Genomic DNA, 25324 nt, shown 5'->3' with positions numbered 1-25324 from the left:
GTTTCTCATGACAGAGCAAAAACGCCTTTTGATTGTGATGCATGCCCCGTCGGAGAACACCCGGAAGCTTCTGGGAGCCTTGCGGGACGGTGCTTCTGTCCCTGAAATTGAAGGGGTGGATCTGGACGTACGTACACCTTTTGAAACGCAGCCGGAGCAGGTCCTTGCTGCATCGGGTATCATTCTCGGGACGACAGAAAACCTGGGCTATATGAGCGGGGCGCTGAAGGATTTTTTTGATCGCTGCTACTATCCCTGTCTGGAAGAGAAGCAGGGTCTGCCCTATGCCCTGGTCATCAGGGCGGGGCACGACGGGACAGGAACAAGGCGCGCTGTTGAAAGCATCACAACAGGTCTGCGCTGGAAAGCCATTCAGGAGCCGTTGATTTGCCGGGGGCCCTATCAGGGCAACCGCTTCGAGACCGCCTGTCACGAACTGGGCATGACCATGGCAGCCGGGCTGGAAGCCGGTATCTACTAAAGCGGGTTTTCCGTTTCAGTGTGGTTTTTTGGGGCTGTGGATCGAAGAGCGTCAGGCTTCGTCTGTCATGCGTTTGTAGATGGCTTCCAGACTGTCAGGCCAACCCTGAATGATCCCGTTTTCTTTCAGGTGGTCCAGTGCTGTTCTGGTGTAGGTGCCTTCGGTTGCAATGCCGTTGCCAATGCTTTCGAGATGCTGGTCCCTGTGCAGGTCTGCATAGGCTGTGGCCCCGCGGATATTGTGGACAACAAGATCGCGTGCAGCCTGTTCGGGCAGGCCTTTGGCCTGCATCCAGTCGACCATTCCCTGCATCCAGTGGTAAAGCGTACCGTTCATGCAGGAGGCAATCATGGCGAGGTCAAAGCTTTGTTCTGTCTCGAAGCTCACCAGCGCTCCGGCTTGGGAAAGCAACTCTTCTGCCTGTTTTTGAGGAGGGAAGAGCGGCACGATGCCATCGCCGGCCTCGATACAGGAAACAGGCATGGTGCGGACAACTGTTTCAGGCAGATTTCTGTGTGCCCTGAGAGATTCAAGAGAGATACCGGCAACAGCCGAAATCACCAGGTGATCATCCCTGAAAACCAGTCCTTCGAGCGCTGATTGAAGGTGCTGGGGACGCACAGAGAGAACAACAGCCTCTGCTTCGTTGAGCAGGGACTGATTGTCCTGCATCACGTCGCAATTGTAGACATCTGCCAGTTTTGCGGCGACCTCTGCGTTGCGGGGAGACAGGAGGATGCTTCCCTCAAATCCCCCTTTGCGCAAGGCAGCAATTGTGTAGGAGGCAAAATGCCCTGTCCCCAGAAAGGCGAGTACTGAAATCGGTGAGGATGGGGCATTGTGAAGTGTCATCTCTTGCGTCCAATAGGTCTTTTGTATTTATTTGGTATACAAATTGCCCATTCGTTTTGGCGCTGTCAATGATCGCGACCGCTTTGGCCAGATTCAGCCTGGAGTGATTTTGTTCCAGGGCATCAGGGCAATGAACCTTGCCATTCCGCAGAAGCCTGTGAGACCGGCGAATGTCAGTCCGGCACCTGCGAAAGCAGCAATCAGGAAGAACATCGGACTGTAGAGGAATCCCAGACCGCAGGCGATCAGAACAAGCAAACCTATTGCCAGGTGAGTCTGCTGCTGTAAGGGGAGAGGAGCCTTTTTGTTGACTGTGGTGTCGAGCCCGGCTGCCTTCCAGGCGTTCAGCCCTCCTTCAAGAATGTAAAGGGGTTGATCTGTCCTGCCCTGGAGGGTTGCATGGTTCTCTGTGGTTCTGATGCCTGAAAGGCAATGAAGGACAAATTGCTGGTCTTCGTACCTTTGAATCAGGTTTTCCAGATTTTGCTCGCCCATTTGATCAAGCGGGAGGGAAAGACTGCCGGGAATTTGTTCCTTCCGGCGTTCATCAGGGGATCTGATGTCGATCAGTTTGTAACGCCCCTGCTGGAGCCCCTTGTGAAGATCTTTGGCGGAGATGGAAGTGTTCATACTTGTATTTCCTAATTAATATAAAAATAGCTATTTAAGCATATAAAGAGGAAAACAGAGAAAAACAACTGTGGCGTCCTGTCGCGAAAATAGTCAAAAAACGGAGGACAGCCCTGCCGGCGGGAGATTTTCAAAAGGCTTTTGTGAAAGCCTGTTTTGTCCCGTTGTATTTGAAAAATGGTCTTGTAAAAGCCTGTGTGTGCAGGAGAGGTGCAAAGGCTCGCTATTTATTTTGAGCGGTTTTCAGAGGAAGCCGCCTTCTGACCAGTTCAGCCCAGAATTGTGCGCCCAATGGCAGAAGCGCGTCGTTGAAGTCATAGTTGGCAGCATGAAGGGGTTGACCGTTTGCACCATCTGTCCCGTTGCCAATCAGAAAGAAGCAACCGGGAACGCGGGTTTGAAAGTTTGCGAAATCCTCGGAAAAGGTCATGGGAGGGCGATCATCATCACAGTCCAGCCCAAGTGCTTCGGCTGTCTGGCTGACGTGGGACACGGCACTGGCGCAGTTGATGGCCTCGACAAACTCCGTTCTGAACTGCACGGAAATTTCAATGTTGTGGGCAGCGGCCACGCCGGCTGCAATCTGGCGGATAAAGACTTCTGTTGCCGCACGATGTTCCGGGCAGGACGCGCGCGCATCGCCCCTGATAAGAGTCTTGCCCGCAAGAACGTTGCGCTGTCCGTCTGTTATAAATTCCGTTACAGAGACAACGGCACCGGATGAGGGGGGAAGCTTGCGGGCGACAATGGTTTGCAGAGCCAGAACGAGTTCGGCGGCAGGGGTGATGGTTTCCGAGCTGGCGTGCGGCATGGAGGCATGTCCGCCCTGACCTGTTATTTCAATTTCAAAGAGGTTTTCACTGAAGCAGATCACCCCCGGGCGTGTCGAGATTCTGCCTGCGGGTTCTCCGGGCAGGTTGTGGGCGCCGTAAATTTCCTCGACAGGGAATTGCTCGAACAGACCTTCATCCAGCATGGCTTGCGCGCCGAGCCCATGCTCCTCGTTGGGCTGGAAGATGAAAATGACAGTGCCGTCGAAATCCGGAGACCGGGCCAGCAGTTCTGCTGCCCCAAGCAGCATGGTTGTATGTCCGTCATGGCCACAGGCATGCATGACGCCTTCGTTCTGTGACCTGTAGGAAAAATCATTGAGCTCCGCAATGGGCAGGGCATCGAAGTCTGCTCGCAGTCCGATTGAACGGTTGCCTGTGCCGGACCGGAGAACGCCCACGACGCCAATGCCTTCGTGTGTTTCCACACCAAGTTGCCTGAGATGCTCTGCGATTTTCCTTTTGGTCCGTTCCTCCTGAAAGCCAAGTTCGGGATGTTTGTGAAAGTCCTGTCGCAAGGCCCGGAGCCGTTTCGGGAAATTCGTCACCGCTTTCTCCTGCTCTGATGTCCATTTTGTGGATGGAAGAAAATTTATTTCATTTGTTCTGAAATTTCTGCTGAATTTTGATTGGTGATATGAAAGAATTTTTCACCGATGTGAAGCAAGGGGATGGTCATGACACCGCTGGATGAGTTTGACAGGGCGATCCTCCGCATTTTGCAGGAAGACAACCGGACACCGCAGCACAAAATAGGAGAAGCGGTGAACCTGTCCACACCCTCTGTACAGCGTCGCATCCGGCGTATGGAGGCCGAGGGTGTTATTCAGGCGAATGTTGCCCGGGTGTCCCCGGAAGCTGTTGGTCTGCCTCTGACCATTTTTGTCGAGGTCGAGCTGGTCAGCGAAACGATCATGGAAATCGACAGTATCAAAAAGGAGTTCCGTGAGGCACCGGAGGTCCAGCAGTGTTTCTATGTCACCGGAGAGGCCGATTTTGTTCTGGTCGTTGTGGTGGATACCATGTCGAGCTATGAAGCCTTTACCCGGCGGGTGTTCTTCAAAAACAACAACGTCAAGAAGTTCAGGACCTTTGTATCAATGGATGAGGTCAAGACTGGTCAGTCACTCGGCTTTTAGAACGTAAAAGCAGTCAGGCCGACCTGTCCTGATCATCAAGGGGAGCAGGGTGCTTCGGTGGTGAAACGGGCAGCTTGTGGCTGCGCTCGCGATAGTTTGTGTAAATGCCCGAGATGACAAGAATGGAAACACCGACCCAGACCCACTGATCCGGGAAGTCTCCGAATACCAGATAGCCGAGAACAGTTGCCGTGATCATTTCGAAATAGATGAAAGGCGCGACGAAAGAGGCTTCCCCGTATCGGAATGACATGATCAGCAGGCCGTGCCCGAACATCCCGAGAGTGCCGATCACTGCTGCCAGGCCAAAGTGCGAGGCAACCATCGGCTCCCAGAAGAAAGGAGCAACAAAGGCCCCCATGATCGAGCCTGTTACACCGGTATAGAAGAGGCTGATCAGCGGTGGCGAGCTGGAGGCAATGGAACGGGTAACAATGTTGAAGAAACCCATGGCCAGACTGCAACCCAGAGCCATCATTGCAGGGACGGAAAAGGTCTCTGTTCCGGGGCGAATGATAATCAGAACGCCGATGAAACCAATGAAAACTGCTGCATAGCGTCGGAAGCCTACCTGTTCCTTGAGAAAGAGGGCAGAAAGCACCGTTGTCAGCATGGGCGCAACAAAGGCGAGGGCAACGGCATCAGCCAGGGGCATGGCATTGATGGCACCGAAGAAAAGAAAGGTTGCCGCGAACATCAGGGCTCCGCGGATGATCTGCATGACCGGACGTTCGACGCGCAGGATCTCTTCCTTTTTGTACAGAAAGAGGATGATTGGCAGGATGATCAGTGTCATGGCGATGTAGCGCAGAAAAACGACTTGCGGGAAGGGCAGGGATTCCATGAGCAGCTTGACTGCGGAATCCATCATCGGGAGCACAACCATTGCGCCGACCATCAGGGCAGCACCCAGCGCAGGCTTTTGCGGAAGAGCTTCCGTGCTTGTGTTGTTTAGGCTCATTGTGGGGTCCCGCCTGATCTTTTGTTCTTTTCGTGACCGTCTCACAGTTTTCAGGTGATGGGAAGCTTTGTCGTTCACCTGCATGCAAAAAGCCGCAAACCCGGCTGGCTTGCGGCTTTCCGACGATTTGTCCCTGAAGGGAGATCAGGCGGACTTTTTCTGTTCCTGCCCGTCTGCCTCAATGCCGCGGTTGAGTGCGGCGTCGATTTTGCTGTCGTGCATATCTGTGTTGAGCATTTCCCCGGATTTCTTTTTCGCGAGCAGCTCGCGGGCCTTGGCATAGCTGGGATCATTCCAGAAAACCAGGCAGCCATTACAGCCTCGTCCGCAGCAACCTTCAACGCCAAGGCGCGGAGACTTCGGACGCAGGTTTGTCTTGGCCTCATCAATGGAATCCTTGAGCGTGTCAAGGCGACGGCGATAGAGCGCTTCACTGCCCACGCCCAGTTCTACACGCTGGGCGGCTGTATCCAGCTTGATGCGATCCCATTCCGCCTGGGTCAGCGCGCGTTCCTTGCGTACAATGCTGTAGGGCGGCAGCATGGCGATAACTTCATCGGGTGTCATCCGGTCAAAACTGCTGAAGGGAATGCGGATAACCGGCTGAGGTCCTGCATTGACTTCTGTCGCTGTTTCCGGGCGTTGCGGACGGCCATTCTTTTGAACAATGTCATAGTCATAAAGGCGCAGCATGACCGTGTCGCGGTGCTTTGGCGGCAGGAACTCAAGCACATCCCCGGCAACCAGCTTGTTCTTGACGGAAACATAGAGAGCTTCCTCATCAACGCGGTCAATGTGACCGGCGTATTCGAACTCTGCGATTGTCGCTGTGTGTTCGTAGTTGTGTGCGTGGTTGGTCAGGCGGCCTTCGTGGAAGGCAAAGGTATAGCCGCGGCTCGGAACGGACTGGAGTTCCTCCATGTAGATGTCCGGGCTCCAGTTTTCCGGGTCACTGTACCAGTCATCAATGGCCATGCGATAGGCGCGGGCGACGGCAGCGGCGTAGTAGGGGCTTTTGCCGCGCCCTTCGACCTTGAGAGAGTCCACACCCAGTTTCAGATAGTCATCCAGAACCGGCATGAGGCAAAGGTCCTTGGAATTCAGGATATAGGAACCGCGATCATCTTCCTCGATGGGCAGCAGTTCGCCCTGGCGGTGGTCTTCTTCCAGGAAAAACTCGAAGAGCTCCTTGTTTTCCTCTGTGAGTTCCAGCTCCTTGATTGTGCCGTCCTTGAGCTTCATGTGAACCTTGTAGTTCCAGCGGCAGGAGTTTGCACAGCTTCCCTGGTTGGCACCACGCTCAGCCATGAAGTTCGACAGCAGGCAGCGACCGGAATAGGTCATGCACATGGAGCCGTGAATGAAGGCTTCAAGCTTGATGTCCGGGCATTTTTCGCGGATTTCGCCCAGTTCCTCGAAAGAAACCTCGCGGGCCATCACGACAAGACTGGCGCCCTGTTTTTCCCAGAAATCCACAGAAAGCCAGGAACAGACATTGGCCTGTGTGGAAATGTGAAGCTCCAGGTCCGGAGCATTCATGGCCACAAAGTTGAAGACACCGGGGTCCGCGATAATGACGCCATCCGGTTTAATTTGGCGGATGGTTTCAATAAAGGTCGGAAGCTTTACAATGTCCTTGTTGTGAGAGAAGAGGTTCAGGGTCAGATAGACGCGAACACCGTGTTCGTGTGCAAAGCGGACACCTTCGATCACGTCCTCGAGTGCGAACTGGGATTTGACTCGCAGGGACATGTCCGGTGTGCCGAGATAGACCGCATCGGCACCGTAGAGAACAGCCATCTTCAGCTTCAGAAGATTGCCTGCGGGCATCAAGAGTTCGGAGCGTTCGGGTCTTGGCGCTTTCTTGACCATGGTATCCTGACCTTGTGGTTCGGCCTGTCTCTGTCGCAGGCTTGTCATCCGTAATGCGGTTGGGTGAAGGCCCGATCAGGCGCTTCAGGCCTGTTCTGATTGATGAACAGGCGGGCTGCTGCAAAGCGTGTGCAGGGCATCAGGACCGTAAGCCGGAAGAATAACCCAGTTTAAAGGTCTGATGTTTTCGCGCGAGTTATGGCGTTTTTTTTCCCAAGAGTCCAGCCCGTCCGGTCAATTGGCCTTGTTGTCTCTAGCGGCGTGACTCGATTTTATCGAGGATATCGAGCTTTTCTTCCCGTGTGAGGATCATCCATTCACGGATTTCGTCGATGTTCCGATGGCATCCGACGCAAAGACCGGTCTTGTTGTCCATCTGGCACAGGGCAACACAGGGGGAGGGAACAGTCGTGTCCTGTTTCTGGGCAAGACGTGCACGACGACGTGCGCGACGGGCGGCACGATCCTCGGCAGCAGCAATGTCCCTGGACAGGGCATCACCGGCTTTGTCTTGTGGTACAGGCATATCCATTCTTGTTCTCTCCGTTTTTCATTATGCCGTCGAAAACATAATGAATCTTTACCAGCGCAATAGCCGACTTTTCTACAAGGATATTTTTATTTCCAGTGGAACATTGCCTTGTCAGCGACTCTTTTCAAGAGTCTGCGCGACTTTTCCTGTCACATGGAGGTGAGTGGAGGACAGGTCAGACAATCAGGTTTGAAATGATCTCGTTTTCGGTGATGTCCTGATACTGGATGCCGCTTTCCTCGAACTTGCGGGTCAGAATCTTGAAGTTCTCGGGGGCATTGGTCTGAATGCCGATCAGGATGGACCCGAAGTTGCGGGCAGATTTCTTCAGATACTCGAAGCGGGTGATGTCGTCATCCGGCCCGAGAAGGAACAGGAAGTCCTTCAGGGCGCCCGGGCGCTGCGGCATGCGCAGAATGAAATACTTCTTCAGACTGGCATATTTCAGCGCACGTTCCTTGACTTCGGGCAGGCGCTCGAAGTCGAAATTTCCTCCGGAGACGACGCAGACGATTGTCTTGCCTTTCAGCGCCCCGTAATCCAGTTCGCGCAGGGCATCAATGGCAAGGGCTCCGGCAGGTTCCAGAACAATGCCCTCGATATTGAGGAACTCTTCCATCGTGTTGCACAGGCGGTCTTCCGGAATCAGCATGACCTGATCGGAACTGAAGCGGGAAAGCTGTTTGAAAGGAGCATCACCAATTCGGGCAACAGCAGCGCCATCGACAAAGTTGTCGACTTTGCCAAGGGTAACCTGCCTGCCTTCTTCAAGGGAGGTCCTGAGGCTTGGCGCGCCTTCGGGTTCAACGAAGAGGAACCCGGTATCCGGGGATTTTTCTGAAAGATAGCGGGTCATGCCTGCTGACAGACCGCCACCGCCAACGGGCATGATGACCAGATCGGGTTGTTTGTTGTCCAGTTGATCCAGAACTTCAAGAGCAACGGTGGCTTGTCCGGTGATGATGTCTTCGTGATCAAAGGGGGGAACCATGACACTGCCGCTCTGATCGCAGTGATCGATGGCTGCAGCGAGGGCCTCGTCAAAGATATCCCCGACGAGCCTGATGGTCACAAAATCCCGTCCAAAGGCTTTGGTCTTCTGGATTTTCTGCTGTGGTGTTGTGACGGGCATGAAGATGGTGCCCTGACAGCCAAAGGCTGCACAGGCATAGGCAAAGCCCTGTGCGTGGTTCCCTGCGGAAGCACAGGCAAAGGCCGGCTTGCTGTCACCCGTGCCATGACGCCTGATCTGGCGCTCGAAAAAGTTGAAGGCTCCGCGGATCTTGTAACTGCGAACCGGAGTTGTGTCTTCGCGTTTCAGGTAAATATCGCAGCCATAGCGCTCGGAAAGAAAGGCATTGTGCCAAAGAGGCGTCGGTTTGAACTGACCTCTGAGCGTTTCCTTGGCGTCTTCTACGGCAGTGACGAAGTTCTTATTGGTTTTATCGTCTGACATTTGGGACTGGGACTCTTTTTCAATAACCACGGACAGATTGAATTGCATTACATGCTTTGAAAGCCGGAGCAAATGTTTTGTGCCTAAAGACCGGCTTCCTCTTCAAGGGCGTGGGGATCTTCGCTGTTGAGGATGCGTTCCGCCAGGGACAGGGAAAAGCCCTGCCGGGCAAAGGCTGCCAGGGAGCGCTGCCGGATTTTTTTTGTTTCCTGTTCGTCCGTTTCGAGCTCTGCAGATCGCAGGGAGCGGATTTTCAGGGCAGCAAAGGGGCCAAAACCTTTTTTGCGTGCATAGCGGACCGCGGCTTGAAAATCCGGATCAATTGCCTCATCTCCGTCCTGAAGACTTTCGAGAGCCTTTTGAATGAGAGGTTCTGAAATACCCTTGGTTTTCAGGTCCTGTGCAATGGCCCTTTTGGCTTTGCCCTTGCGATGAAGGCTTCCTGCGCGCTGTTCGGCAAACCGCTGGTCATCCAGAGCACGCATGTTGGTGAAGAGTTCGACCAGACGTTCAATCTCTTCGCGCCCTTCTTCCGGGGATGTGCCGTGTTCCCGCGCAGAGGCGTCGACCTTGCGCAGCAGGTAGGCCCGAAAACCGGCCACTGACGTCGCATAACGTTCCAGATAGAAGCGGGCTGCGTTATTGAGATAACGGGAGGTCGCTTTCCTGGGCACTTTCCTGGCTGGCTTCCTGTCTGCCCGGGTTGCCCTGTCCGGTTTGGCGTCGTATGGTTCATCCGTCATGACACCGTTCTGCCATTGCAGTCAGCGGATGTCAGCAAAAATAACCCCGCCCGGAAGATTGCCTGTTCTATTGACAAGGCTTCAGGGCCAGAAAAAACAGGTTCGTCGGGAAATGACTATGGAACAGACAGAGCGGGCGGAGACGTCCCGCTCGGCAGATATCTGCGGGCATGATCACAAGCGTTTCGAAGCTTCCCTCGGTCTGGGACCGAGGCCAATGGGGGCCTTCAATGTCGTCGGGATGTGGACCCTGTACCTGCGCGAGGTGCGCCGCTTCCTGAACGTTGCGGGTCAGACACTGGTCGCCCCCATGGTAACAACGCTTCTCTTCCTTGCCGTTTTTGCATTGGCGCTGGGCGGGCTGGGACGTACTGTTCAGGGCGTGGACTACATTTCCTTCCTCGCGCCGGGGCTTGTGATGATGGCCATGACGCAGAATGCCTTTTCGAACACCTCTTCCTCGCTGATGATTTCCAAGGCACAGGGAAACATTGTCGATCTGCTGATGGCTCCTGTTTCCGCGCTCGAGATGACCTTTGCGATTGCACTGGGCGGCGCAACCCGGGGGTTGATGGTTGGTCTGGCTGTTCTGGCCGGGATGGTTGTGGCCCTGCCGATGGAGTTGCCGCATCCGCTGATTGCCTTGTGGTTTGCTGTGAATGCCTGTTCGATGCTGGCTCTTCTCGGAATGATGGGAGGATTGTGGGCGCAGAAATACGATCATATTTCTGCTGTGACGAACTTTGTGATCACCCCCCTTTCGTTCCTGTCAGGAACCTTCTATTCGATTGAACGCCTGCCTGAAAACTGGGCCGTTCTGGCGCATTACAATCCGTTTTTCTACATGATTGACGGTTTCCGGTACGGCTTTATAGGGCAGGCCGATGGAAACGTTCTGGCGGGTGCCATATTGTTGCCTGCAATCAATGTGATCCTCGCTGTGCTGACCTATCGCCTGATTGCTTCAGGCTACAGGGTTAAAAGCTGATCAAACGGGGGACAGAGATCATGATTGCTCACGCCAACCATATGTTAAAGGATCTTCTGGGGCGTGGAGTTGTGATCCTCACCCTCCTGATTCCGCTTCTGCTGGGAACTGTGACGGCCGGTGCGAGCGGTACGCTGGATCCGGATGCCTTTAATCTCAACGGGCAGGGATTGCTCTGGAAAATCGAGAAGGACGGATCACCCGGGCCAAGCTATCTGCTCGGCACGATGCACTCCACGGAAGACCAGGTTGTTGCTGTTGCGCAGGCTGTCAGGCCCCTTGTTGCGCGAGTGAAAACCCTGATTGTCGAGGTCGAGGATGATCCGTCACTGAAGGCCCAGGTTTTCCAGTCCATGGTTCTTTCTGATGGTCGTACCCTGCAGCAGATACTGCCTCCTGATCTGTTCCAGAGTGTTGGAGCTCTTTCGCGGAGCTATGGCTTGTCTCCTGAACAGCTGAACGGTTTGAAACCCTGGGCGATGCTCGCGCTTTTTGCGGCTCCTCCCTCGGAAGCGGCCAGAGTTTCTGTCGGGCGCCTGAATCTTGACCAGCGTTTGCAGATCGAGGCCCGTCAGTCCGGTGTCGGAATCAACTCGCTTGAGACACCCCGCGAGCAGCTCTCCGTTTTCGAAGACCTGAGTGATGAGGATGTCATTGCGCTTCTGGGGGAACTGCCGAGCAATCCTGACGATTATGAAATTCGCTTTGCCATTCAGGTGAGGAACTATCTGCTCGGGGACCTTGCCGGAATGTACAGGGCCATGCTTGCGGATATGGAAAATATTCCCCCTTCGACTTTTGAACCTTTTATGGACAGCCTGATCCACGAGCGAAACACTCGAATGGCGCAACGTGCGATGCGATTCCTTGAAAGTCAGGAAGTCCTTATTGCCGTGGGGGCCCTGCACCTGCCGGGCGAGACCGGACTGGTCGAACAGTTCAGGGCGCTTGGATACACCGTTACACCTCTGCAGTGATCTCAGGAAAAATCTTGTTATTAGGAAAACTCATGAATAGAGGCTTATCTGCCTTAAAATATCCTGTTTATAAGTGAGAAAAACCAATAACGGCCTCTTGTGAAAGAGAGCCTGAAGCGGTTCAATAGCAAGACCGGAGCAGAGTGATTCTGTTCCGGCTTTTCTTTTTCGAACATTATTTTCCGGAGTTTCCAGTTATGGCAACGTCCTCTGTCGTTGAAACAAAACCCTCTGCTGTGATGCAGACCTATGCGCGTTCCGAACTTGCCTTTGAGCGAGGGGAAGGCTGCTATCTGATTTCAACGGAAGGTCGACGATATCTGGATTTCGTCAGCGGCATTGCTGTCAATACGCTGGGGCATGCCCATCCGGCGATGATTGAGGCACTGGAAAGTCAGGCGAAAAAGCTGTGGCATGTCTCCAATCTCTACACCATTCCCGAAAGCGAGGAACTGGCTGCTCTGCTCTGCGACAATTCTTTTGCGGACCGGGTGTTCTTCTGCAATTCCGGTGCGGAGGCGCTGGAGGGCATGATCAAGCTTGCGCGGCGGTATCATGCTGCTGCGGGAAACCCCCAAAGGAACCGCATCATTGCCTGTGGCGGGGCTTTTCACGGTCGGACTTTGACCACCCTGTCTGCTGCAGGAAATGCAAAGTATCTGGAAGGCTGTGGTCCTGCTTCACCCGGTTTTGACCATGTGCCTTTCGGGAACATGAACGAATTGCGGGCAGCCATTACCGAAGAGACAGCGGCCATTCTGGTTGAACCGGTTCAGGGAGAAGGCGGGATCAACACACCTGATCCGGGTTATCTTCGTGATCTGCGTGCGGTCTGTGACGAGTTCGGTCTGCTTCTCCTGCTGGATGAGGTGCAATGTGGCATGGGACGGACAGGCAGGCTCTTTGCTCATGAGTGGTCCGAAATTCGTCCGGATGCCCTGGCGACGGCCAAGGGGCTCGGTGGCGGTTTCCCGGTCGGCTGTTTCATGGCGACGCAAGAGGCGTCCGGCGGAATGGGGCCGGGAAGTCACGGCAGCACTTTCGGAGGAAATCCTCTTGCGATGGCCGTAGGACTTGCAGTGGTACGGCAAATTCTGGCAGAAGGGTTCCTTTCTTCTGTTGCGGGGGCAGGCGAAAGGCTGAAAGCCGGTCTGGAAAGACTGGTTGCGGACTATCCGGGGCTTTTTGTCGAAAGTCGCGGCTATGGATTGATGCAGGGACTGAAGTGTCAGGATGAACTGTCCAATGTGACACTGGTGAACACTCTGCGTGACAAGGGGCTTCTGACAGTCGGTGCAGGTGACAATGTTGTCCGGATCCTGCCACCGCTTGTCGCTGGTGCGACCGAGATTGACGAGGCTCTGGCTACACTGAACTCTGCTGCTGCAGAACTGGCGTCCTGATAAACAGCTTTATCGGTTGGGAAGCCAAGTCCCGGAAAGACCGATTTGTTGGATTGTGAAACGATGACAAACGCAAAACCGAAACACTTCCTGTCCATTCGTGATTTTGACACGGCAACCCTGCGCGAGATTCTGGATCTTGCGAAAGCCATCAAGAATGGCACCTACAAGGGAGAACTCCTCCCCGATCAGCATCTGGCGATGATCTTTGAAAAGCCCTCGACCAGGACACGGGTTTCATTTCAGGTCGGGATTGAACAGCTGGGAGGCAAGGCTGTCCTGATGGATCAGGCCGGTTCCCAGTTGGGACACGGGGAAAGCATTGCTGACACAGCCCGTGTTCTGTCCCGCTTTGTGAACGGGATCATGATCCGGACATCCGGTGAGGAAAAGCTGCTGGAAATGGCGGAATATGCGTCTGTTCCGGTTATCAACGGTCTGACCGATGACAGCCATCCCTGCCAGTTGATGGCAGACATGCTGACCTATGAGGAACATCGCGGGTCAATCGAGGGCAAGCGTGTGGTCTGGGTTGGAGATGGCAACAATGTTGCGAATTCCTGGATCCACTGTGCGGCGAGATTCAACTTTGCCCTGACTCTGGCAACACCGCGCGAGCTTGCCCCTTCCCAGGAAGTTGTCGACTGGGCCGGATCCCAGAATGCCGACATCACGGTGACAGAGGATGTTCAGGCTGCAGTGGCGGGAGCTGACCTTGTTGTGACAGACACCTGGGTTTCCATGGGACAGGACGGCGCTGAACGTCGCAAGGCGCTGCTGGCACCCTATCAGGTTAATGAAGACCTGATGGCCCTTGCTGCGTCTGATGCCCTTTTCATGCACTGCCTGCCTGCGCACCGAGGCGAGGAGGCAACGGATGCCGTTCTGGATGGCCCGCATTCCGTGATCTTTGATGAAGCAGAAAACCGCCTGCATGCCCAGAAGGGCATCATGGTCTGGTGTATGGGCAAGTAGATCCGTTCAAACGCTGTTGTCATGCCGGGATAGCTGCTATGCAGTGGCTCCGGTGTGAAAAGCCTTTGAAATCTTCGAGACCAGCTTATATAGAAACGCGAAAGCTCCCTGTTTGCCAAAGCAGGGAGCATCGTTGTTATGAATGCGGAGCCATCCATGTCCAGCAGTGAGCGGAACGACAAGACACAACCGGAAAGCCAGGGAGAAACCCTGCGTGAAGCAGAACTGGGTTTCCAGGACCGCGAGGTGGATGCCGTCCAGCCCTTTTTCCTCGAGAACACAGGAATTCGCGGCCGGATGCTGCGTCTGGAAAGCGCGATAGATGCTGTTCTGAAGCGCCACCGTTACCCTGAACCGGCGGCGCGTCTTCTGGGTGAACTGATGGCTCTGACAGGGTTGCTGTCATCCCTTCTGAAGTTTGAAGGCACCTTTACTCTCCAGAGCAAGAGTGACGGGCCGATCTCTGCCATGGTTGCGGATATGACCTCTGCCGGTGTTGTGCGGGGCTATCTGAATGTGAACCGCGAGGCCCTGAGTGCCATGCTGGAGGGTCTGGAAGACGGACAGGAACCAACACTTGGGCAACTGGTCGGTGAGGGCTATCTGGCCTTTACGGTTGATCAACCCGGCCACGCGGACCGCTATCAGGCCATTGTTGCGCTGGAAGGCGAGAGTCTGGCGGAATGCCTGCAGAACTATTTCCGCCAATCGGATCAGGTTGAAAGTGGTGTTCTCATCAAAGTTGATCAGGTCGCGGATGAAAAGGGTGAAAAGCACTGGCGTGCCGGCGGTATTATTGTTCAGCTGATGCCGGATGAAGGTGGCAGCAACGCTGTTGAGCTTGAGGATGGTGCCACAAGCGGAATGGTGCGCGACGGAGATGAGCGCAAGGAAGACTGGTCCCGTACCATGGTTCTTCTTTCGAGCTGCTCCCGTGAAGAATTGCTTGATTCGGCTCTGCCAATGAACGATCTGCTTTATCGCCTCTTCCATGAAGAGCTTGTTCGTGTCTATGACCGTCTGCCGCTTTATGAAGGGTGTCGCTGTTCACGTGAGAAACTGGAAACAGTGATCAAAACCATCCCGGTTGGCGAGCTGGACCAGCACAAGGTTGACGGGCGTATTCTGGCGTCCTGCGAGTTTTGCAGCAGAACCTACAGCTTTGATGACGATGATATCGCAAAGATTCAGGCGGCAGACTGATCCTTTTGGGCCTTGCCCGTAAATCGTCATGATTTCAGGTCTTTGATTGTGGTAGTTTGGGAACAGGAGTGATTCGTCCTGTTCCTGTTTGTATCCCCACGATTCTCAGAGGCCTGTCCATGTTTGCATTTGCCACCCGCTTTTCCCTTTTGACAGAATTCAGGATGACACGGGGGCGATCCCTGTTGGCGCTTCTGGCTGCTGTTGTGCTCTCGGGTTGTCAGACGACGCCGTCTCCGTCCGGCTATGCGCATATTACCTTCGGTCACAAGGGAACCTTCAATCTTGTCGCGCAGGAGCTGGTGATCGAGCAGGAATATCTGTCTCCGGCCCAGGCTCCCAATGTTGAGCATATCTTCCCGATTCCACCTGCGTTGACAGCAGAACAGTGGGCGCTTGACCGTCTGAGAGCAAGCGGTGTTCAGGACAACAGCCGTCTGGTCTACAGAGTGCTTGAGGCTTCCGTGATCGAGGAAAAGATCGAACCGGGTGAAGAGACGCTTGAAAGCTTCTTTCGCAAGGACCCGACAGAGGCCTACACCGGAAAGATCCGCGTGAATCTGTCGCTTGAGGATGCCCGCGGGTTTACCCTGGCTTCTGTCAATGCCCAGGCGGAACGCAAAATGACAGCTTTGCCGGATTTGACACTGAATGAGCGCGAAGCCCTGTGGTTTTCCATGACAGAAAAGCTGATGGCTGAAATTGATCAGCAGCTTGAAACTGCGATCCCGCAACATTTCGGGAAGTATCTGCAGTAGGAAGGCTTGCTGGTCGGGGGGGAGCCGGACCTGCTGTCAGCCGCGCCAGAAGCGTGGCAGCAGCATGACCATAATTGTAAAAAGCTCCAGTCGTCCCAGGAGCATTCCTGCAGACATCAGCCACTTGGCGCCATCCGGCAGAGGCTGGAAGTTTCCTGCCGGGCCAATGGTTTCGCCAAGACCCGGACCAACATTGGCGATAGCGGTTGCTGCGCCGGACACGGCTGTGACGAAATCCAGTCCGAAGAAGCCCAGACCACCGGCAAGCAGAATAAAGCTGAAGGCAAAGAGGAAGAAGAAGCTCATGACAGAGTTGGAGACGCTCTCGTCAATTGTGCTCTTGTTGTAATAGGCAAAGAAAATGCCGTTGGGCTGGATAAGCCTGTTCAACTGGGCCTGTGCTGTCGAATAGAGAACCTGCAGGCGGAAAATCTTGATGCCGCAGGTGGTTGAGCCCGCACAGCCGCCAATGAACATCAGGATAAACATCATGGCCATGGCAAAGCCGCCCCACAGGCCGAAATCTGTTGTGGCGTAGCCTGTTCCGGTCATGATGGAAATCACGTTGAAGGTTGCATAGCGCAGGGCATCTGCCACGTTGTAGATGTTGTTGCTGACCAGCCACACGGTCATGGTGATGATGGCAAACAGGAGAATGGCAAAGAAAACCTTCACCTGTGGATCGTGCCAGAGACTGCGCAGATTGCCGCGTATCACCCGCAGATAGAGAACGAAGGGGATGCTTCCCATAACCATGAAGGCGCTGATGGCCCAGTCAATGGAGGCCTGCTGGAAGTGCCCGACCGAAGAATCATAGGATGAAAAGCCGCCTGTCGCGATAGAGGTCATGGCGTGAATGACAGCATCAAAGCCGGACATGCCCAACCATGAGAGGATCGCAACGGCAATGGCGGTCATCACGGCATAGAGCAGGGCAATCGCGCCTGCGATCTGGGCTGCCCTGGGCAGAACCTTGTCGGTGTCAAAGGCCTCGATACGAAACATCTGCATGCCACCAACCTGCAGGATGGGGAGGATGGCAACAGCCATGACAATGATACCGATCCCGCCCAGCCATTGAAGAATGGCGCGCCACAGCAGAATGCCGGGTGGTGTGTTTTCCAGACCGATGATGACAGTGGAACCGGTTGTGGTGATGCCTGACATGGACTCGAAGAAGGCATCTGCGAGAGAGAGATCCAGCTCTGAAAAAATGAACGGGAGGGAGCCGGCAATCGCAATTGACAGCCAGGCAAGATTCGTCATGACGAAGGCCTGGCGGAGATTGAAGTTGCGCCAGCTTGAATCCGTCGCAAGAACCATCACGGCACCAATGGCAAAGATTGTCAGGCCGGAATTGACGAAAACAGTCCAGTCAGCATGACCTGCAGCAGCATCAACAACCGCTGGAATCAGCATTGCCACCGACAGAATGCAAAGGAGCAGACCGATAACAAAGATGATAGGGCGGAACTGAATCATGAGCTGCTTCTCCTGTGTCGATAAATCGTCTGGGTGAGGAGCACGAACGCACTGGATCAGTGGAAAGGAAAAGAGAGGGCCGGTCCAGGCCAGCCCTCTGTTTCAGGACAATCAGGATGCGCGGTTGGTCGGGTTGCCAATCAGCGCCATCAATTCGCGACGTGTGGAGGCGTTGGTTCTGAACAGGCCGAGCATCTGTGATGTGACCATGCTGACGCCCTGCTTGTGGATGCCGCGTGTTGTCATGCACTGGTGGCTGGCTTCAATAACGACTGCAACGCCCTTGGGCTGAAGAACCTCGTTGAGCGTGTTGGCAATCTGCGCTGTCATCTTTTCCTGAATCTGGAGACGCTTTGCATAGGCCTCTACGAGGCGGGCCAGTTTGCTGATGCCAACAACGCGGTTGGTTGGCAGATAGGCAATGTGCGCCTTGCCGATGATTGCAGCCATGTGGTGTTCGCAGTGGGATTCAAAGGGAATGTCACGGAGCAAAACGATCTCGTCATAGCCTTCGACCTCTTCAAAGGTGCGTGCCAGCAATTCTTTCGGATCGATTTTGTAGCCGGCAAAGAACTCTTCATAGGCACGCACAACGCGATCCGGAGTGCCCAGCAGGCCCTCGCGCGTCGGGTCGTCACCAGCCCAGCGCAGCAGGGTTCTGACAGCTTCTTCTGCTTCATCGCGGGATGGCCGTTGAACGGCATTGTTTTGATTGGAATTGCTCACGGGAATGATCCTTGGAACATCATTTTTGAATTGGTTTAGTTGAATGCAGCACGATCATGGGGGCTGTCCAGTGAAAAAGCCGGAATCTCGACAATAAAGCGTTCTCCGGATGACCTTTCCATCTCGTAGGTTCCCCTCATGATGCCGGAAGGAGCATTGAGTGGTGTACCACTGCTGTACTCGAAGGTATCTCCCGGATTGAGTATCGGCTCTTCACCGACAACGCCTGCACCTTTGACTTCCTGCGTCTTCCCGTTGGCATCAACGATTTTCCAGTGACGGTTCCGCAGCGTGCAGGTTTCAGTACCGTTGTTGCGAATTGTGACCTGATAGAGCCAGACATAGTGATTGTCCAGTGGGCGGGACTGTTCTTCCAGAAAGACCGGCTTGACCGTTACTTCCACTGACTCGGTTGTTTGCTGATAAACCATCTGTTTGGCTGATGTCTGTGAACCGCTTGCTTGGGAATTCATTGTATGGGCCTTCTGTATGATCGGGCTACAGGGGCTGAAAGCGAATAGGCGTTTGTGACCTGAATCCTGATGAAAAGCAAGTCAGACGACGCCTTCTTTCTGTTCGCTGACGGCTTTCAGGGGGGCGTGAGATGAACAATCGCGGTTTCCGGTGAGGAATTGTAGCGGGAGGCAAGCGCGGCATCGGCCTGATCGTGTGTGACCAGCAGGGTGGGAAGGCTTTCCGAACGCGCATGTTCAAAGACGAAGTGCCTGACACGATCCCTGAGGTTTTCATCCAGCTTGGAAAAGGGTTCGTCCAGCAGCAGGGCCTTGGGTTTTGACAGGAGCGTGCGCATCAGGGCAACGCGGGCCTTCTGTCCGCCGGAGAGTGTGTCGGGGTGACGGTTTTCAAACCCTTCAAGACCGGCTTCTGCCAGGGCGGCACGGACCCTGTCCTTTCGCTCGGTTCTGCTTTTTGTGCTTTGGGGAATCCCGAAAGCCAGATTTTGCCCGACGGTCATGTGGGGAAAAAGCAGCGGATCCTGCAGAAGCAGACCAAGGTTCCGTTTTTCCGGGGCGAGCTTCTGCAGGGAGCAATCGCCCAGCCTTATATCCCCGGAGGTTTTGAATTCGGGTTTGAGCCAGCCGCTGATCCAGTTCAGAAGGGTGGATTTCCCGCATCCGCTTGGCCCCATGACCGTCAGAATTTCCCCGGGCGTGATGGAGCGCTCCAGAGGCGGGAACAAAGGGCAGAAGACTCCGTGTTCGTCCCGTTTGAGGATTTGAACCTGATCGAGAACAAGCGGACAGACTGCAGAGGTGTGATCAGGATGGCTCATGGTCGTTTGCGTGGTTCTGTTTACTGGAGTGAGGGTAAAGGCGGGAGGGCAGAAGGAGAGCCAGGGCAAAGGCCAGCAGGGGAAGAAAAGAATAGAGCAGGGTCACGACGGACACAACGCGCCGATTGCCACCGGATGCCAGGGAAACGGCTTCTGTCGCAAGAGTAGTGATCCGCCCGGTTCCTCCCAGAAGTGTGGGCAGATACTGTGCGGCGGACACTGCAAAGCCAAGGGCGAGTGTGAAGCAGACAGGGCGAATCAGAAGGGGAAGGCGAACCCTGAAAAAGGTCGTCCAGCGGGTGTGCCCAAGCGAAAGGGCGATCTGGCCGTAGCGATTGTCCTGCTGGTGATAGGCATCGGACAGACTCAAAAAGGCATAGGGCAGAACAAAGATAAGATGAAGCCAGATCACGGCGATCCAGGTGCCATCCAGCCCGAGCGAGATCAGAAGGATCTGAATGCCGAACAGAAAGGTGACCTGTGGGATCAGCAGGGGCATGTACAGCAGATAGAGGCTGCCTTGACCGCTGTTGCGGTTGCGCTGTTTCTCGAGTTCCAGACAGGCCAGCGAAAGGGCAATGGCCAGACAGCTTGCTGCAAGCCCCAGTATAATTGTCGTCAAACCCAGGTCGATGAGAGTGTCTGTTTGCCGCTCCCAGGTGCGGGTGGTCAGACTGTCAGGCAGTACGTTCGGATAGCTCCAGCGTTTGGAGAAGGACCAGAAGAGCAGGGAGATCATGGACAAGAGAGCTGTCCCCACCAGAAGGAGCAGGCTGCCCATGGAGACCTTGGGCAGCAGGCGTTCCAGGATCTGGCGCTTTCCGTTTGTCAGGCTGTTCCTCAGGGCCCTAGCGAGAAGGGGGGAAGTGGCGAACCAGAAAAGAAGCGTCCCCAGAACGAGTCCCAGTTGAAGCAGGCCACCCGCAGCAGCCAGAAGCCTGAAGCCGAGATCCGGTTCCAGATACCAGCGCAGGACGAGAACAGACAGGGGAGGAGGTGTGCCGGGACCAATGATCAGTGCCATGTCCACAACAGACAGGGAAAAGGCAAGAACAGCCATCAGCGGCAACCGCATCAGTCTGTAGAAATCCGGGAAGATCACCTTGAACCAGCCTGCCATCGGGCTGTAGCCCAGTGAGGCAGCAACGCGCATGCGCTCGGTTTGCTGCAGTTGCGGGGCAATCGACAGCCCCATCAGAATCAGATAGGGCGTTTCCTTCAGAACCAGTGCAAAGACAAGAGACAGACCCCGGGGATCCTGAACGGTGATCAGGTCTGGGGGCAGGTCCCAGCCTGTCAGCCAGGGAGACAGCAGGCGCACAATCCAGCCACTGGGCGCAATGACAAAGACAAGGCCAATGGCCAGTGCCGAATGGGGAATGGCAAGCAGCGGGGCAAGAACAGCCTGTACGCGGGCAAACCAGTTCCTGTGCTGGAAAGCTGCGAGAAAGAGGCAGGCCAGAAAAAAGGAGAGTGTTGTCGCCAGAATGCCGGTTGTCAGAGACAGGCGTATCGAACCTGCCAGACCGGGCATGTCGAACAGCTTCTGCCAGACCTCCAGATGAAGGTCATAGGCGTTCAGGGCCGGGAAATAGCCGAATGAAGGCAACAGAGTGCCCAGCAGACCAAGCAGAATGGGGGTCAGAAACAAAAGCAGTGTGAAGCCCGGCATGACCCGAAGCCAGGGGCTTGCAAAGCCGTCAGCAGTTTTCCCTCCTGAAAAAGAGGAGAGAAGCTGCTGATCGTTTGCTGCACTTTTGCGAGATGGCAAAGCTGTGTGCTTTCCTACTGTCCGTAGCGGATCTGCCATTCCTGCTCCAGCTGGAGGATCCAGTCCGGATGAGGTTCAAGCAGTGTTGGGCCAAGCTCTTCCGGGCTCAGGGTTGCCGCGCCCAGATCAATTGCGGCAAAGGCGGCTTTGTCCGCATCCGGAAGACGTGTCGTGTCCAGAACAGTGGGATCACCCCAGTATTGCGGATTGTGCTTGCGGGCCTGGGCTTCCGGGCTCATGAGGAAGTTTGCGGTGACCATCGCTGCGGCCTTGTGGGCAGCGTTGAAGGGAATGGCAACAAAGTGTGTGTTCCCGATTGTGCCGTCCCTGAAGACGAAGGAGCGGGTTGTTTCCGGTGCTTCCCCGCTTTCGATGAAGGCGGCGGCGGCAAAGGGAGAGAAGCTCATATGGATATCGACTTCACCGTCATTGAACATCTGCAGCTGTGTTGTCGAATTGGCAGCAAAATCCCTGCCTTCACGCCACAGATGGGGATGGAGCTGGTCCAGATAGTCCCAAAGCGGTTTTGTCACCCTGTTGTAGCTTTCTGCGGTTGGAGCCTTCTGGAGTTCTGTCGGATCGGCTGTGACCTCTGACAGAACCTGTTTGAGAAAGGTGGAACCAATGAAATCCGGGGGAGACGCATAGGTCAGTCGACCCGGATGTCCCTTGGCCCACTCCAGCAGTTCTGCCGCAGACTTGGGAGCCGACGGGGTACGGGCTGAGTCGTAAAGGAAGTTCAGCTTTGCCATGCCCCATGGTGCTTCCAGTCCCTCGACAGGAACGGTGAAATCTATACGGGTTGAGGGTTTGTTTTCGACATCAACGAATTTGAAGTTCGGCAGGCTTTCTGCAAAGGGGCCAAAGAGTAGGCCGTTTCTTTTCATCGAAGCGAAATTTTCGCCGTTGATCCACACCAGATCGACGGAGCCGTCGTCTGTCTTGCCTGCAGATTTCTCTGCAAGGACCTGCGAAACGACGTTTGCCGTGTCTGTGACCTTCACATGTTTGAGGGTGATGTCGTACTCGTCTTCAAGCCGGTCGCCGACCCATTCAATATAGCTGTTGATGGTTTCCTGTCCGCCCCAGGCGTGAAAATAGACGGTCTGTCCCTCTGCTTCTTTCCGGACAGCGTCCCAGTTCTGCGGATCGTCTGCAGCCAGTGCGGCTGTCGTCATGGCTGTCAGTCCGAGAGCGCCGAGCTTAAGGGAGCGGAAGAGGGTGGGAAAAAGAGAGGCGGAAAACATAATCAGACAGGCCTTTTCTGATATTTGGCGGAAACGCAATGTCGAGAAAGCTACCTGTTTTCAAGGATGTTGTCAGCCATGGATCACATGAAGCCGGCTTGTTGGGTTTCAATTTTATGTGACCCTGACAGCTTGCCAAAATCGGGGGCGAAGGCTAAAAGGAATGAAAGAGTTGACGGGACAGTCCCTGTTGACCTGTGCGGGTGTAGTTCAATGGTAGAACATCAGCTTCCCAAGCTGAATACGTGGGTTCGATTCCCATCACCCGCTCCATTTTTTCCCGATACCGGATCAGGTCTGTTCTTCATGCTTTCCAATGTTCTCAAGGTTCTGGTGCTTTGCCTGATTGTCGGGATGTTGCTGGCTGCCTTCAACACGGATGCCGTTGGCCTGTTGAAATCCATCGGAGATCTGTTCCGTGAGGCCTGGGTGCTGGCGCAGGATTTTGCAGACTGGGCAGGGCCTTATGTTGTGTTGGGCGCAACTGTTGTGCTGCCGCTTGTCGGTTTGAAGCTGCTGTTTGGCTATCTGAAAAAGAAGAGATCCTGAACGCATTTCAGGCAAAAGTGCAAAAGGTTAACAGGAATCCTGTCTCCGGATTCAAATGATCTTTTTTTCAGGTGTTTATCATTTCAAAACAGTATCTTGTCGCCTTTTGACGCAAAAAGGTACAGAAGAATTTACCATACAGTAAGAGTCTCTGATTTAAGCTTGCTTCAAGTGAGATCAGCAGGGCGTTCGTACCTTGCAGACAGGTAGTTCAGATTTCTGTAGGGAAGCCGAGCTGGATGAAGAGCCTCCAGAACGACAACAATGGCGCTATGAATCATAATGAAGAAAAACAGTGGGCGCGTCTTTCAAGCTGGGTCTTGGTCATTTCCAGCAAGGGCTTGGTGCAATTTGCAAACTCCGCTGCTCTTGAGGGACTGGGCTATCGCCAGGAAGGCAACGGGCTGCTGGGCAAAAGCCTGAAGTCGCTTGTTGACGATCTCCATTCCGCCTTTTGTGACAATCTTGACGACCTTATGGAAACGGCCAAAGGCCGGCACCTGTTGCGCTTCATCACGCAATCGGGGCAGGGACGTCTGGTCTATACAGAGGTTTCCAAGGCACAGCATGGTGAGTGTGTTCTGTCCTGTGAACCGGTTTTGTCTGCGGAAGAGGAATTGAATCCCCTTGTTTCCAAGGCAGGCGAGATCAGTCGGGATTTCAGTATCAATCTGGTCTGCGTTTTTGATGCGGAAACGATTTATTCGGTCAATCCGGAAGGCCTGAAGTTCCTTGGCCTGAAAGACAAGGCAGACGCACAGTCACACAAAATTACCGATTTTATTCATCAGGATTACCACAGCCTTTTTCAGGGGCAGATGGAAGTCTGGCGCGACGAAAGCGAACTGGTGCCAGTGCGCCTGAAATCCCTGGAGGGAGAAGAGTTGTCTGCGCAGGTCTTTGTCTCCTGCTTCGAGATGAACGGACAAAAGGCCTGGGTGATGGAGGCCAGCAACCGGATCACGTCTCAGCTTCGCGAGGAAGAGCTGATGGCGATCCAGCTTGACCTGCAGAAGCGCTTTGAAAAGCAGCAGCAGGAATTGCGGGAAGAAAAGAGTGCGCTGCAGCGTGCCCGTGACGATCTGCGGCTGGTGACCTTCCAGGACGGCCTGACCGGTCTGGGCAACAGGAAACAGTTCCTTCAACAGCTGGATTTTGCCTCTCTCCATGCCTCCGGTGCCGAGCCCGGCATGCAGGGGGACTGGCGCTTTGCTGTTCTGCAACTGGATCTGGACAACTTCAAAAACCTCAATTCCTCTTTCGGGCACGATCTGTGTGACGATCTTCTGAACCAGATTGGCCTTTTTATCACCAGTATGGTGCCTGACCCGACAGACTGTGCGCGTATCGGCGGAGATGTTTTTGCCCTTGTGGCTGAAATCGAGGACACCGATGACGGACTTGCGATCGCCAGAAGGTTACTGGATCGCTTTGAAAAGCCGTTTTCTGTCGATGGACATGAAATCTATTGTGGCTGCTCCATCGGGATCAGTGTCTATCCCGATCATGCCCGTTCGGCAGAGGATCTGCTGGGCTGTTCGGAAGTTGCACTTGAACATGCCAAGAAAAAGGGATCGGGCAGTTTCGAGATCTACACGGATGGTCTTGGAACACGTGGTTTGAATCTCGGTCTGCTGGAAAGCGATCTGCGCAAGGCCATCCGCGAGGGTGACTTTGAAATCCATTACCAGCCCCAGATTGACCTGAAGACAGGTCAGACCATTGGTGGTGAGGCTCTGACGCGCTGGTATCACCCCGAACAGGGGTATATTTCACCGGAAATCTTTATTCCGCTTGCAGAGCGTTCCGGCCTGATCGATGCGCTGACAGACTGGGTTTTGACGACGGCCTGTGTCCAGATCAAGGAATGGCAGGTCGACTATCCGGGATTGAGGGTTGCGGTCAATCTGTCCTCGGTGAGCTTCCGCCAGCGGGATTTCGATCAGAAAATCCGCGAAGTGCTTGAGTTCACAAGAGTTCCTCCGGAATGCCTGGAACTGGAAATCACGGAAACAGCCTTGATGCACGATTTCGTCGAAGCTGATTTGATGCTGCGCAAGCTGGCTGATCTCGGGGTTGGTCTCTCGATTGATGACTTCGGGACCGGCTACTCGTCCCTGTCCTATCTGAAACGTTTCCCGGTGAACAAGCTCAAGATTGACAAGAGCTTTGTGATGCACAGCCATGAGAATTCCGATGATGCAGCGCTGACGTCTGCGGTGATCTCGATTGCGAAGGCAATGGGAATCAAGGTTTTGGCTGAAGGGGTTGAGTGTCCTGAACACTACGAGTTCCTGGCTGATCAGGGCTGTGACGAAGCCCAGGGCTTCCTGTTTGCCAGGCCGATCCCGGCTGAGGATTTCATTCGCTGGTGCGTGCGCAAGGAAGATGAGAAACTGGCTGTGTTCTAGGGAAATTCTTGCAGAAGACAATAAAAAAGCCCCGCCTGGCGGGG

General features: G+C 54.5%; 24 protein-coding genes and 1 tRNA gene. 11 read left to right on the top strand and 14 right to left on the bottom strand.

Going from position 1 to position 25324, the window contains the following annotated elements; genetic code table 11:
• Positions 1 to 7 precede the first annotated feature (7 nt).
• Positions 8 to 481 (top strand): flavodoxin family protein, encoded by a 474-nt coding sequence (locus AAAH10_RS03940; RefSeq protein ID WP_343560731.1) that lies wholly within the window; start codon positions 8 to 10, stop codon positions 479 to 481.
• A gap of 51 nt (positions 482 to 532) precedes the next feature.
• On the opposite strand, the gene AAAH10_RS03935 is transcribed toward AAAH10_RS03940, so the two are convergent.
• From AAAH10_RS03935 to AAAH10_RS03925, 3 genes are all read right to left on the bottom strand, one after another.
• Complete coding sequence (locus tag AAAH10_RS03935; protein ID WP_343560729.1) at positions 533 to 1333, bottom strand: NAD(P)-binding domain-containing protein; 801 nt, start codon at positions 1331 to 1333, stop codon at positions 533 to 535.
• A 93-nt stretch (positions 1334 to 1426) separates the two neighbouring features.
• Positions 1427 to 1963, bottom strand: coding sequence for a rhodanese family protein (locus AAAH10_RS03930; RefSeq protein WP_343560727.1), 537 nt, complete (start codon positions 1961 to 1963; stop codon positions 1427 to 1429).
• 223 nt (positions 1964 to 2186) lie between these two features.
• On the bottom strand, positions 2187 to 3341 hold the full coding sequence (locus tag AAAH10_RS03925) for an amidohydrolase (RefSeq protein ID WP_343560725.1): 1155 nt from the start codon (positions 3339 to 3341) through the stop codon (positions 2187 to 2189).
• Positions 3342 to 3470: 129 nt separating this feature from the next.
• On the opposite strand from AAAH10_RS03925, the gene AAAH10_RS03920 reads away from it, so the two are divergent.
• Positions 3471 to 3932 (top strand): Lrp/AsnC family transcriptional regulator, encoded by a 462-nt coding sequence (locus tag AAAH10_RS03920; protein ID WP_343560723.1) that lies wholly within the window; start codon positions 3471 to 3473, stop codon positions 3930 to 3932.
• A 13-nt stretch (positions 3933 to 3945) separates the two neighbouring features.
• On the opposite strand, the gene AAAH10_RS03915 is transcribed toward AAAH10_RS03920, so the two are convergent.
• From AAAH10_RS03915 to AAAH10_RS03895, 5 genes are all read right to left on the bottom strand, one after another.
• Positions 3946 to 4893, bottom strand: a complete 948-nt coding sequence (locus AAAH10_RS03915) for a DMT family transporter (RefSeq protein WP_343560721.1) — start codon at positions 4891 to 4893, stop codon at positions 3946 to 3948.
• A gap of 144 nt (positions 4894 to 5037) precedes the next feature.
• Entirely contained in the window at positions 5038 to 6813 is a 1776-nt protein-coding gene (locus tag AAAH10_RS03910; protein WP_343560719.1) for a U32 family peptidase, read from the bottom strand.
• A gap of 205 nt (positions 6814 to 7018) precedes the next feature.
• Positions 7019 to 7291 carry a DUF1289 domain-containing protein gene (locus tag AAAH10_RS03905; RefSeq protein ID WP_343560718.1) on the bottom strand — a complete coding sequence of 91 codons (273 nt, stop codon included), beginning with the start codon at positions 7289 to 7291 and terminating at the stop codon, positions 7019 to 7021.
• Positions 7292 to 7472: 181 nt separating this feature from the next.
• Entirely contained in the window at positions 7473 to 8753 is a 1281-nt protein-coding gene (gene ilvA / locus AAAH10_RS03900) for a threonine ammonia-lyase IlvA (protein WP_343560716.1), read from the bottom strand.
• Positions 8754 to 8836: 83 nt separating this feature from the next.
• On the bottom strand, positions 8837 to 9496 hold the full coding sequence (locus AAAH10_RS03895) for a regulatory protein RecX (RefSeq protein ID WP_343560714.1): 660 nt from the start codon (positions 9494 to 9496) through the stop codon (positions 8837 to 8839).
• Positions 9497 to 9608: 112 nt separating this feature from the next.
• On the opposite strand from AAAH10_RS03895, the gene AAAH10_RS03890 reads away from it, so the two are divergent.
• From AAAH10_RS03890 to AAAH10_RS03865, 6 genes are all read left to right on the top strand, one after another.
• On the top strand, positions 9609 to 10484 hold the full coding sequence (locus tag AAAH10_RS03890) for an ABC transporter permease (RefSeq protein WP_343560712.1): 876 nt from the start codon (positions 9609 to 9611) through the stop codon (positions 10482 to 10484).
• Between the two features lie 20 nt (positions 10485 to 10504).
• The gene (locus AAAH10_RS03885; RefSeq protein ID WP_343560710.1) at positions 10505 to 11461 is read left to right on the top strand and encodes a TraB/GumN family protein; all 957 of its coding nucleotides are present in this window, start codon (positions 10505 to 10507) and stop codon (positions 11459 to 11461) included.
• 197 nt (positions 11462 to 11658) lie between these two features.
• A complete protein-coding gene (locus AAAH10_RS03880) occupies positions 11659 to 12864 on the top strand; it encodes an aspartate aminotransferase family protein (RefSeq protein WP_343560708.1) in 1206 nt (401 codons plus the stop codon).
• Between the two features lie 63 nt (positions 12865 to 12927).
• Positions 12928 to 13839: an ornithine carbamoyltransferase gene (gene argF, locus AAAH10_RS03875; protein WP_343560706.1), complete on the top strand. Its 912-nt coding sequence runs from the start codon at positions 12928 to 12930 to the stop codon at positions 13837 to 13839.
• Between the two features lie 138 nt (positions 13840 to 13977).
• Entirely contained in the window at positions 13978 to 15042 is a 1065-nt protein-coding gene (gene hslO / locus AAAH10_RS03870) for an Hsp33 family molecular chaperone HslO (protein WP_343560704.1), read from the top strand.
• A 119-nt stretch (positions 15043 to 15161) separates the two neighbouring features.
• Positions 15162 to 15800, top strand: a complete 639-nt coding sequence (locus tag AAAH10_RS03865) for a hypothetical protein (protein WP_343560702.1) — start codon at positions 15162 to 15164, stop codon at positions 15798 to 15800.
• Positions 15801 to 15836: 36 nt separating this feature from the next.
• Here the strand turns inward: AAAH10_RS03865 and AAAH10_RS03860 are convergent, their stop codons facing one another.
• From AAAH10_RS03860 to AAAH10_RS03835, 6 genes are all read right to left on the bottom strand, one after another.
• Positions 15837 to 17282, bottom strand: coding sequence for a TrkH family potassium uptake protein (locus tag AAAH10_RS03860; RefSeq protein ID WP_343560700.1), 1446 nt, complete (start codon positions 17280 to 17282; stop codon positions 15837 to 15839).
• Positions 17283 to 17393: 111 nt separating this feature from the next.
• The gene (folE, locus tag AAAH10_RS03855; RefSeq protein WP_343560698.1) at positions 17394 to 18008 is read right to left on the bottom strand and encodes a GTP cyclohydrolase I FolE; all 615 of its coding nucleotides are present in this window, start codon (positions 18006 to 18008) and stop codon (positions 17394 to 17396) included.
• Positions 18009 to 18043: 35 nt separating this feature from the next.
• Positions 18044 to 18481 (bottom strand): Co2+/Mg2+ efflux facilitator ApaG/CorD, encoded by a 438-nt coding sequence (apaG, locus tag AAAH10_RS03850; protein WP_343560696.1) that lies wholly within the window; start codon positions 18479 to 18481, stop codon positions 18044 to 18046.
• Positions 18482 to 18597: 116 nt separating this feature from the next.
• Entirely contained in the window at positions 18598 to 19302 is a 705-nt protein-coding gene (locus AAAH10_RS03845; protein WP_343560694.1) for an ATP-binding cassette domain-containing protein, read from the bottom strand.
• Entirely contained in the window at positions 19289 to 21112 is a 1824-nt protein-coding gene (locus AAAH10_RS03840) for an ABC transporter permease (RefSeq protein WP_343560692.1), read from the bottom strand. Before AAAH10_RS03840 ends, AAAH10_RS03845 begins: the two co-directional genes overlap by 14 nt.
• The gene (locus tag AAAH10_RS03835; protein ID WP_343560690.1) at positions 21088 to 22320 is read right to left on the bottom strand and encodes an ABC transporter substrate-binding protein; all 1233 of its coding nucleotides are present in this window, start codon (positions 22318 to 22320) and stop codon (positions 21088 to 21090) included. The genes AAAH10_RS03840 and AAAH10_RS03835 overlap by 25 nt, the downstream gene beginning before the upstream one ends.
• A gap of 199 nt (positions 22321 to 22519) precedes the next feature.
• On the opposite strand from AAAH10_RS03835, the gene AAAH10_RS03830 reads away from it, so the two are divergent.
• From AAAH10_RS03830 to AAAH10_RS03820, 3 genes are all read left to right on the top strand, one after another.
• Positions 22520 to 22593 (top strand) — tRNA-Gly (locus AAAH10_RS03830).
• Positions 22594 to 22626: 33 nt separating this feature from the next.
• The gene (locus AAAH10_RS03825) at positions 22627 to 22869 is read left to right on the top strand and encodes a hypothetical protein (protein ID WP_343560688.1); all 243 of its coding nucleotides are present in this window, start codon (positions 22627 to 22629) and stop codon (positions 22867 to 22869) included.
• A gap of 239 nt (positions 22870 to 23108) precedes the next feature.
• On the top strand, positions 23109 to 25280 hold the full coding sequence (locus AAAH10_RS03820) for a sensor domain-containing protein (RefSeq protein WP_343560687.1): 2172 nt from the start codon (positions 23109 to 23111) through the stop codon (positions 25278 to 25280).
• Positions 25281 to 25324: the final 44 nt, after the last annotated feature.

This window comes from Carbonatibacter coralli (assembly GCF_039592655.1).
In the GTDB taxonomy this organism is placed as follows: domain Bacteria; phylum Pseudomonadota; class Alphaproteobacteria; order Kiloniellales; family Kiloniellaceae; genus Carbonatibacter; species Carbonatibacter coralli.
The sequence above is the reverse complement of the archived record's forward strand: the minus strand, read 5'-3'. Positions and strand labels throughout refer to the sequence as shown.

Bases quoted from the DNA above. Each gene is read 5' to 3' on its own strand.
- AAAH10_RS03940 (WP_343560731.1), top strand. From the start codon at position 8: ATGACAGAGCAAAAACGCCTTTTGATTGTGATGCATGCCCCGTCGGAG.
- AAAH10_RS03935 (WP_343560729.1), bottom strand. From the start codon at position 1,333: ATGACACTTCACAATGCCCCATCCTCACCGATTTCAGTACTCGCCTTT.
- AAAH10_RS03930 (WP_343560727.1), bottom strand. From the start codon at position 1,963: ATGAACACTTCCATCTCCGCCAAAGATCTTCACAAGGGGCTCCAGCAG.
- AAAH10_RS03920 (WP_343560723.1), top strand. From the start codon at position 3,471: ATGACACCGCTGGATGAGTTTGACAGGGCGATCCTCCGCATTTTGCAG.
- AAAH10_RS03915 (WP_343560721.1), bottom strand. From the start codon at position 4,893: ATGAGCCTAAACAACACAAGCACGGAAGCTCTTCCGCAAAAGCCTGCG.
- AAAH10_RS03910 (WP_343560719.1), bottom strand. From the start codon at position 6,813: ATGACAAGCCTGCGACAGAGACAGGCCGAACCACAAGGTCAGGATACC.
- AAAH10_RS03905 (WP_343560718.1), bottom strand. From the start codon at position 7,291: ATGCCTGTACCACAAGACAAAGCCGGTGATGCCCTGTCCAGGGACATT.
- ilvA (WP_343560716.1), bottom strand. From the start codon at position 8,753: ATGTCAGACGATAAAACCAATAAGAACTTCGTCACTGCCGTAGAAGAC.
- AAAH10_RS03895 (WP_343560714.1), bottom strand. From the start codon at position 9,496: ATGACGGATGAACCATACGACGCCAAACCGGACAGGGCAACCCGGGCA.
- AAAH10_RS03890 (WP_343560712.1), top strand. From the start codon at position 9,609: ATGACTATGGAACAGACAGAGCGGGCGGAGACGTCCCGCTCGGCAGAT.
- AAAH10_RS03885 (WP_343560710.1), top strand. From the start codon at position 10,505: ATGATTGCTCACGCCAACCATATGTTAAAGGATCTTCTGGGGCGTGGA.
- AAAH10_RS03880 (WP_343560708.1), top strand. From the start codon at position 11,659: ATGGCAACGTCCTCTGTCGTTGAAACAAAACCCTCTGCTGTGATGCAG.
- argF (WP_343560706.1), top strand. From the start codon at position 12,928: ATGACAAACGCAAAACCGAAACACTTCCTGTCCATTCGTGATTTTGAC.
- hslO (WP_343560704.1), top strand. From the start codon at position 13,978: ATGAATGCGGAGCCATCCATGTCCAGCAGTGAGCGGAACGACAAGACA.
- AAAH10_RS03865 (WP_343560702.1), top strand. From the start codon at position 15,162: ATGTTTGCATTTGCCACCCGCTTTTCCCTTTTGACAGAATTCAGGATG.
- AAAH10_RS03860 (WP_343560700.1), bottom strand. From the start codon at position 17,282: ATGATTCAGTTCCGCCCTATCATCTTTGTTATCGGTCTGCTCCTTTGC.
- apaG (WP_343560696.1), bottom strand. From the start codon at position 18,481: ATGAATTCCCAAGCAAGCGGTTCACAGACATCAGCCAAACAGATGGTT.
- AAAH10_RS03845 (WP_343560694.1), bottom strand. From the start codon at position 19,302: ATGAGCCATCCTGATCACACCTCTGCAGTCTGTCCGCTTGTTCTCGAT.
- AAAH10_RS03840 (WP_343560692.1), bottom strand. From the start codon at position 21,112: ATGGCAGATCCGCTACGGACAGTAGGAAAGCACACAGCTTTGCCATCT.
- AAAH10_RS03835 (WP_343560690.1), bottom strand. From the start codon at position 22,320: ATGTTTTCCGCCTCTCTTTTTCCCACCCTCTTCCGCTCCCTTAAGCTC.
- AAAH10_RS03825 (WP_343560688.1), top strand. From the start codon at position 22,627: ATGCTTTCCAATGTTCTCAAGGTTCTGGTGCTTTGCCTGATTGTCGGG.
- AAAH10_RS03820 (WP_343560687.1), top strand. From the start codon at position 23,109: ATGAAGAGCCTCCAGAACGACAACAATGGCGCTATGAATCATAATGAA.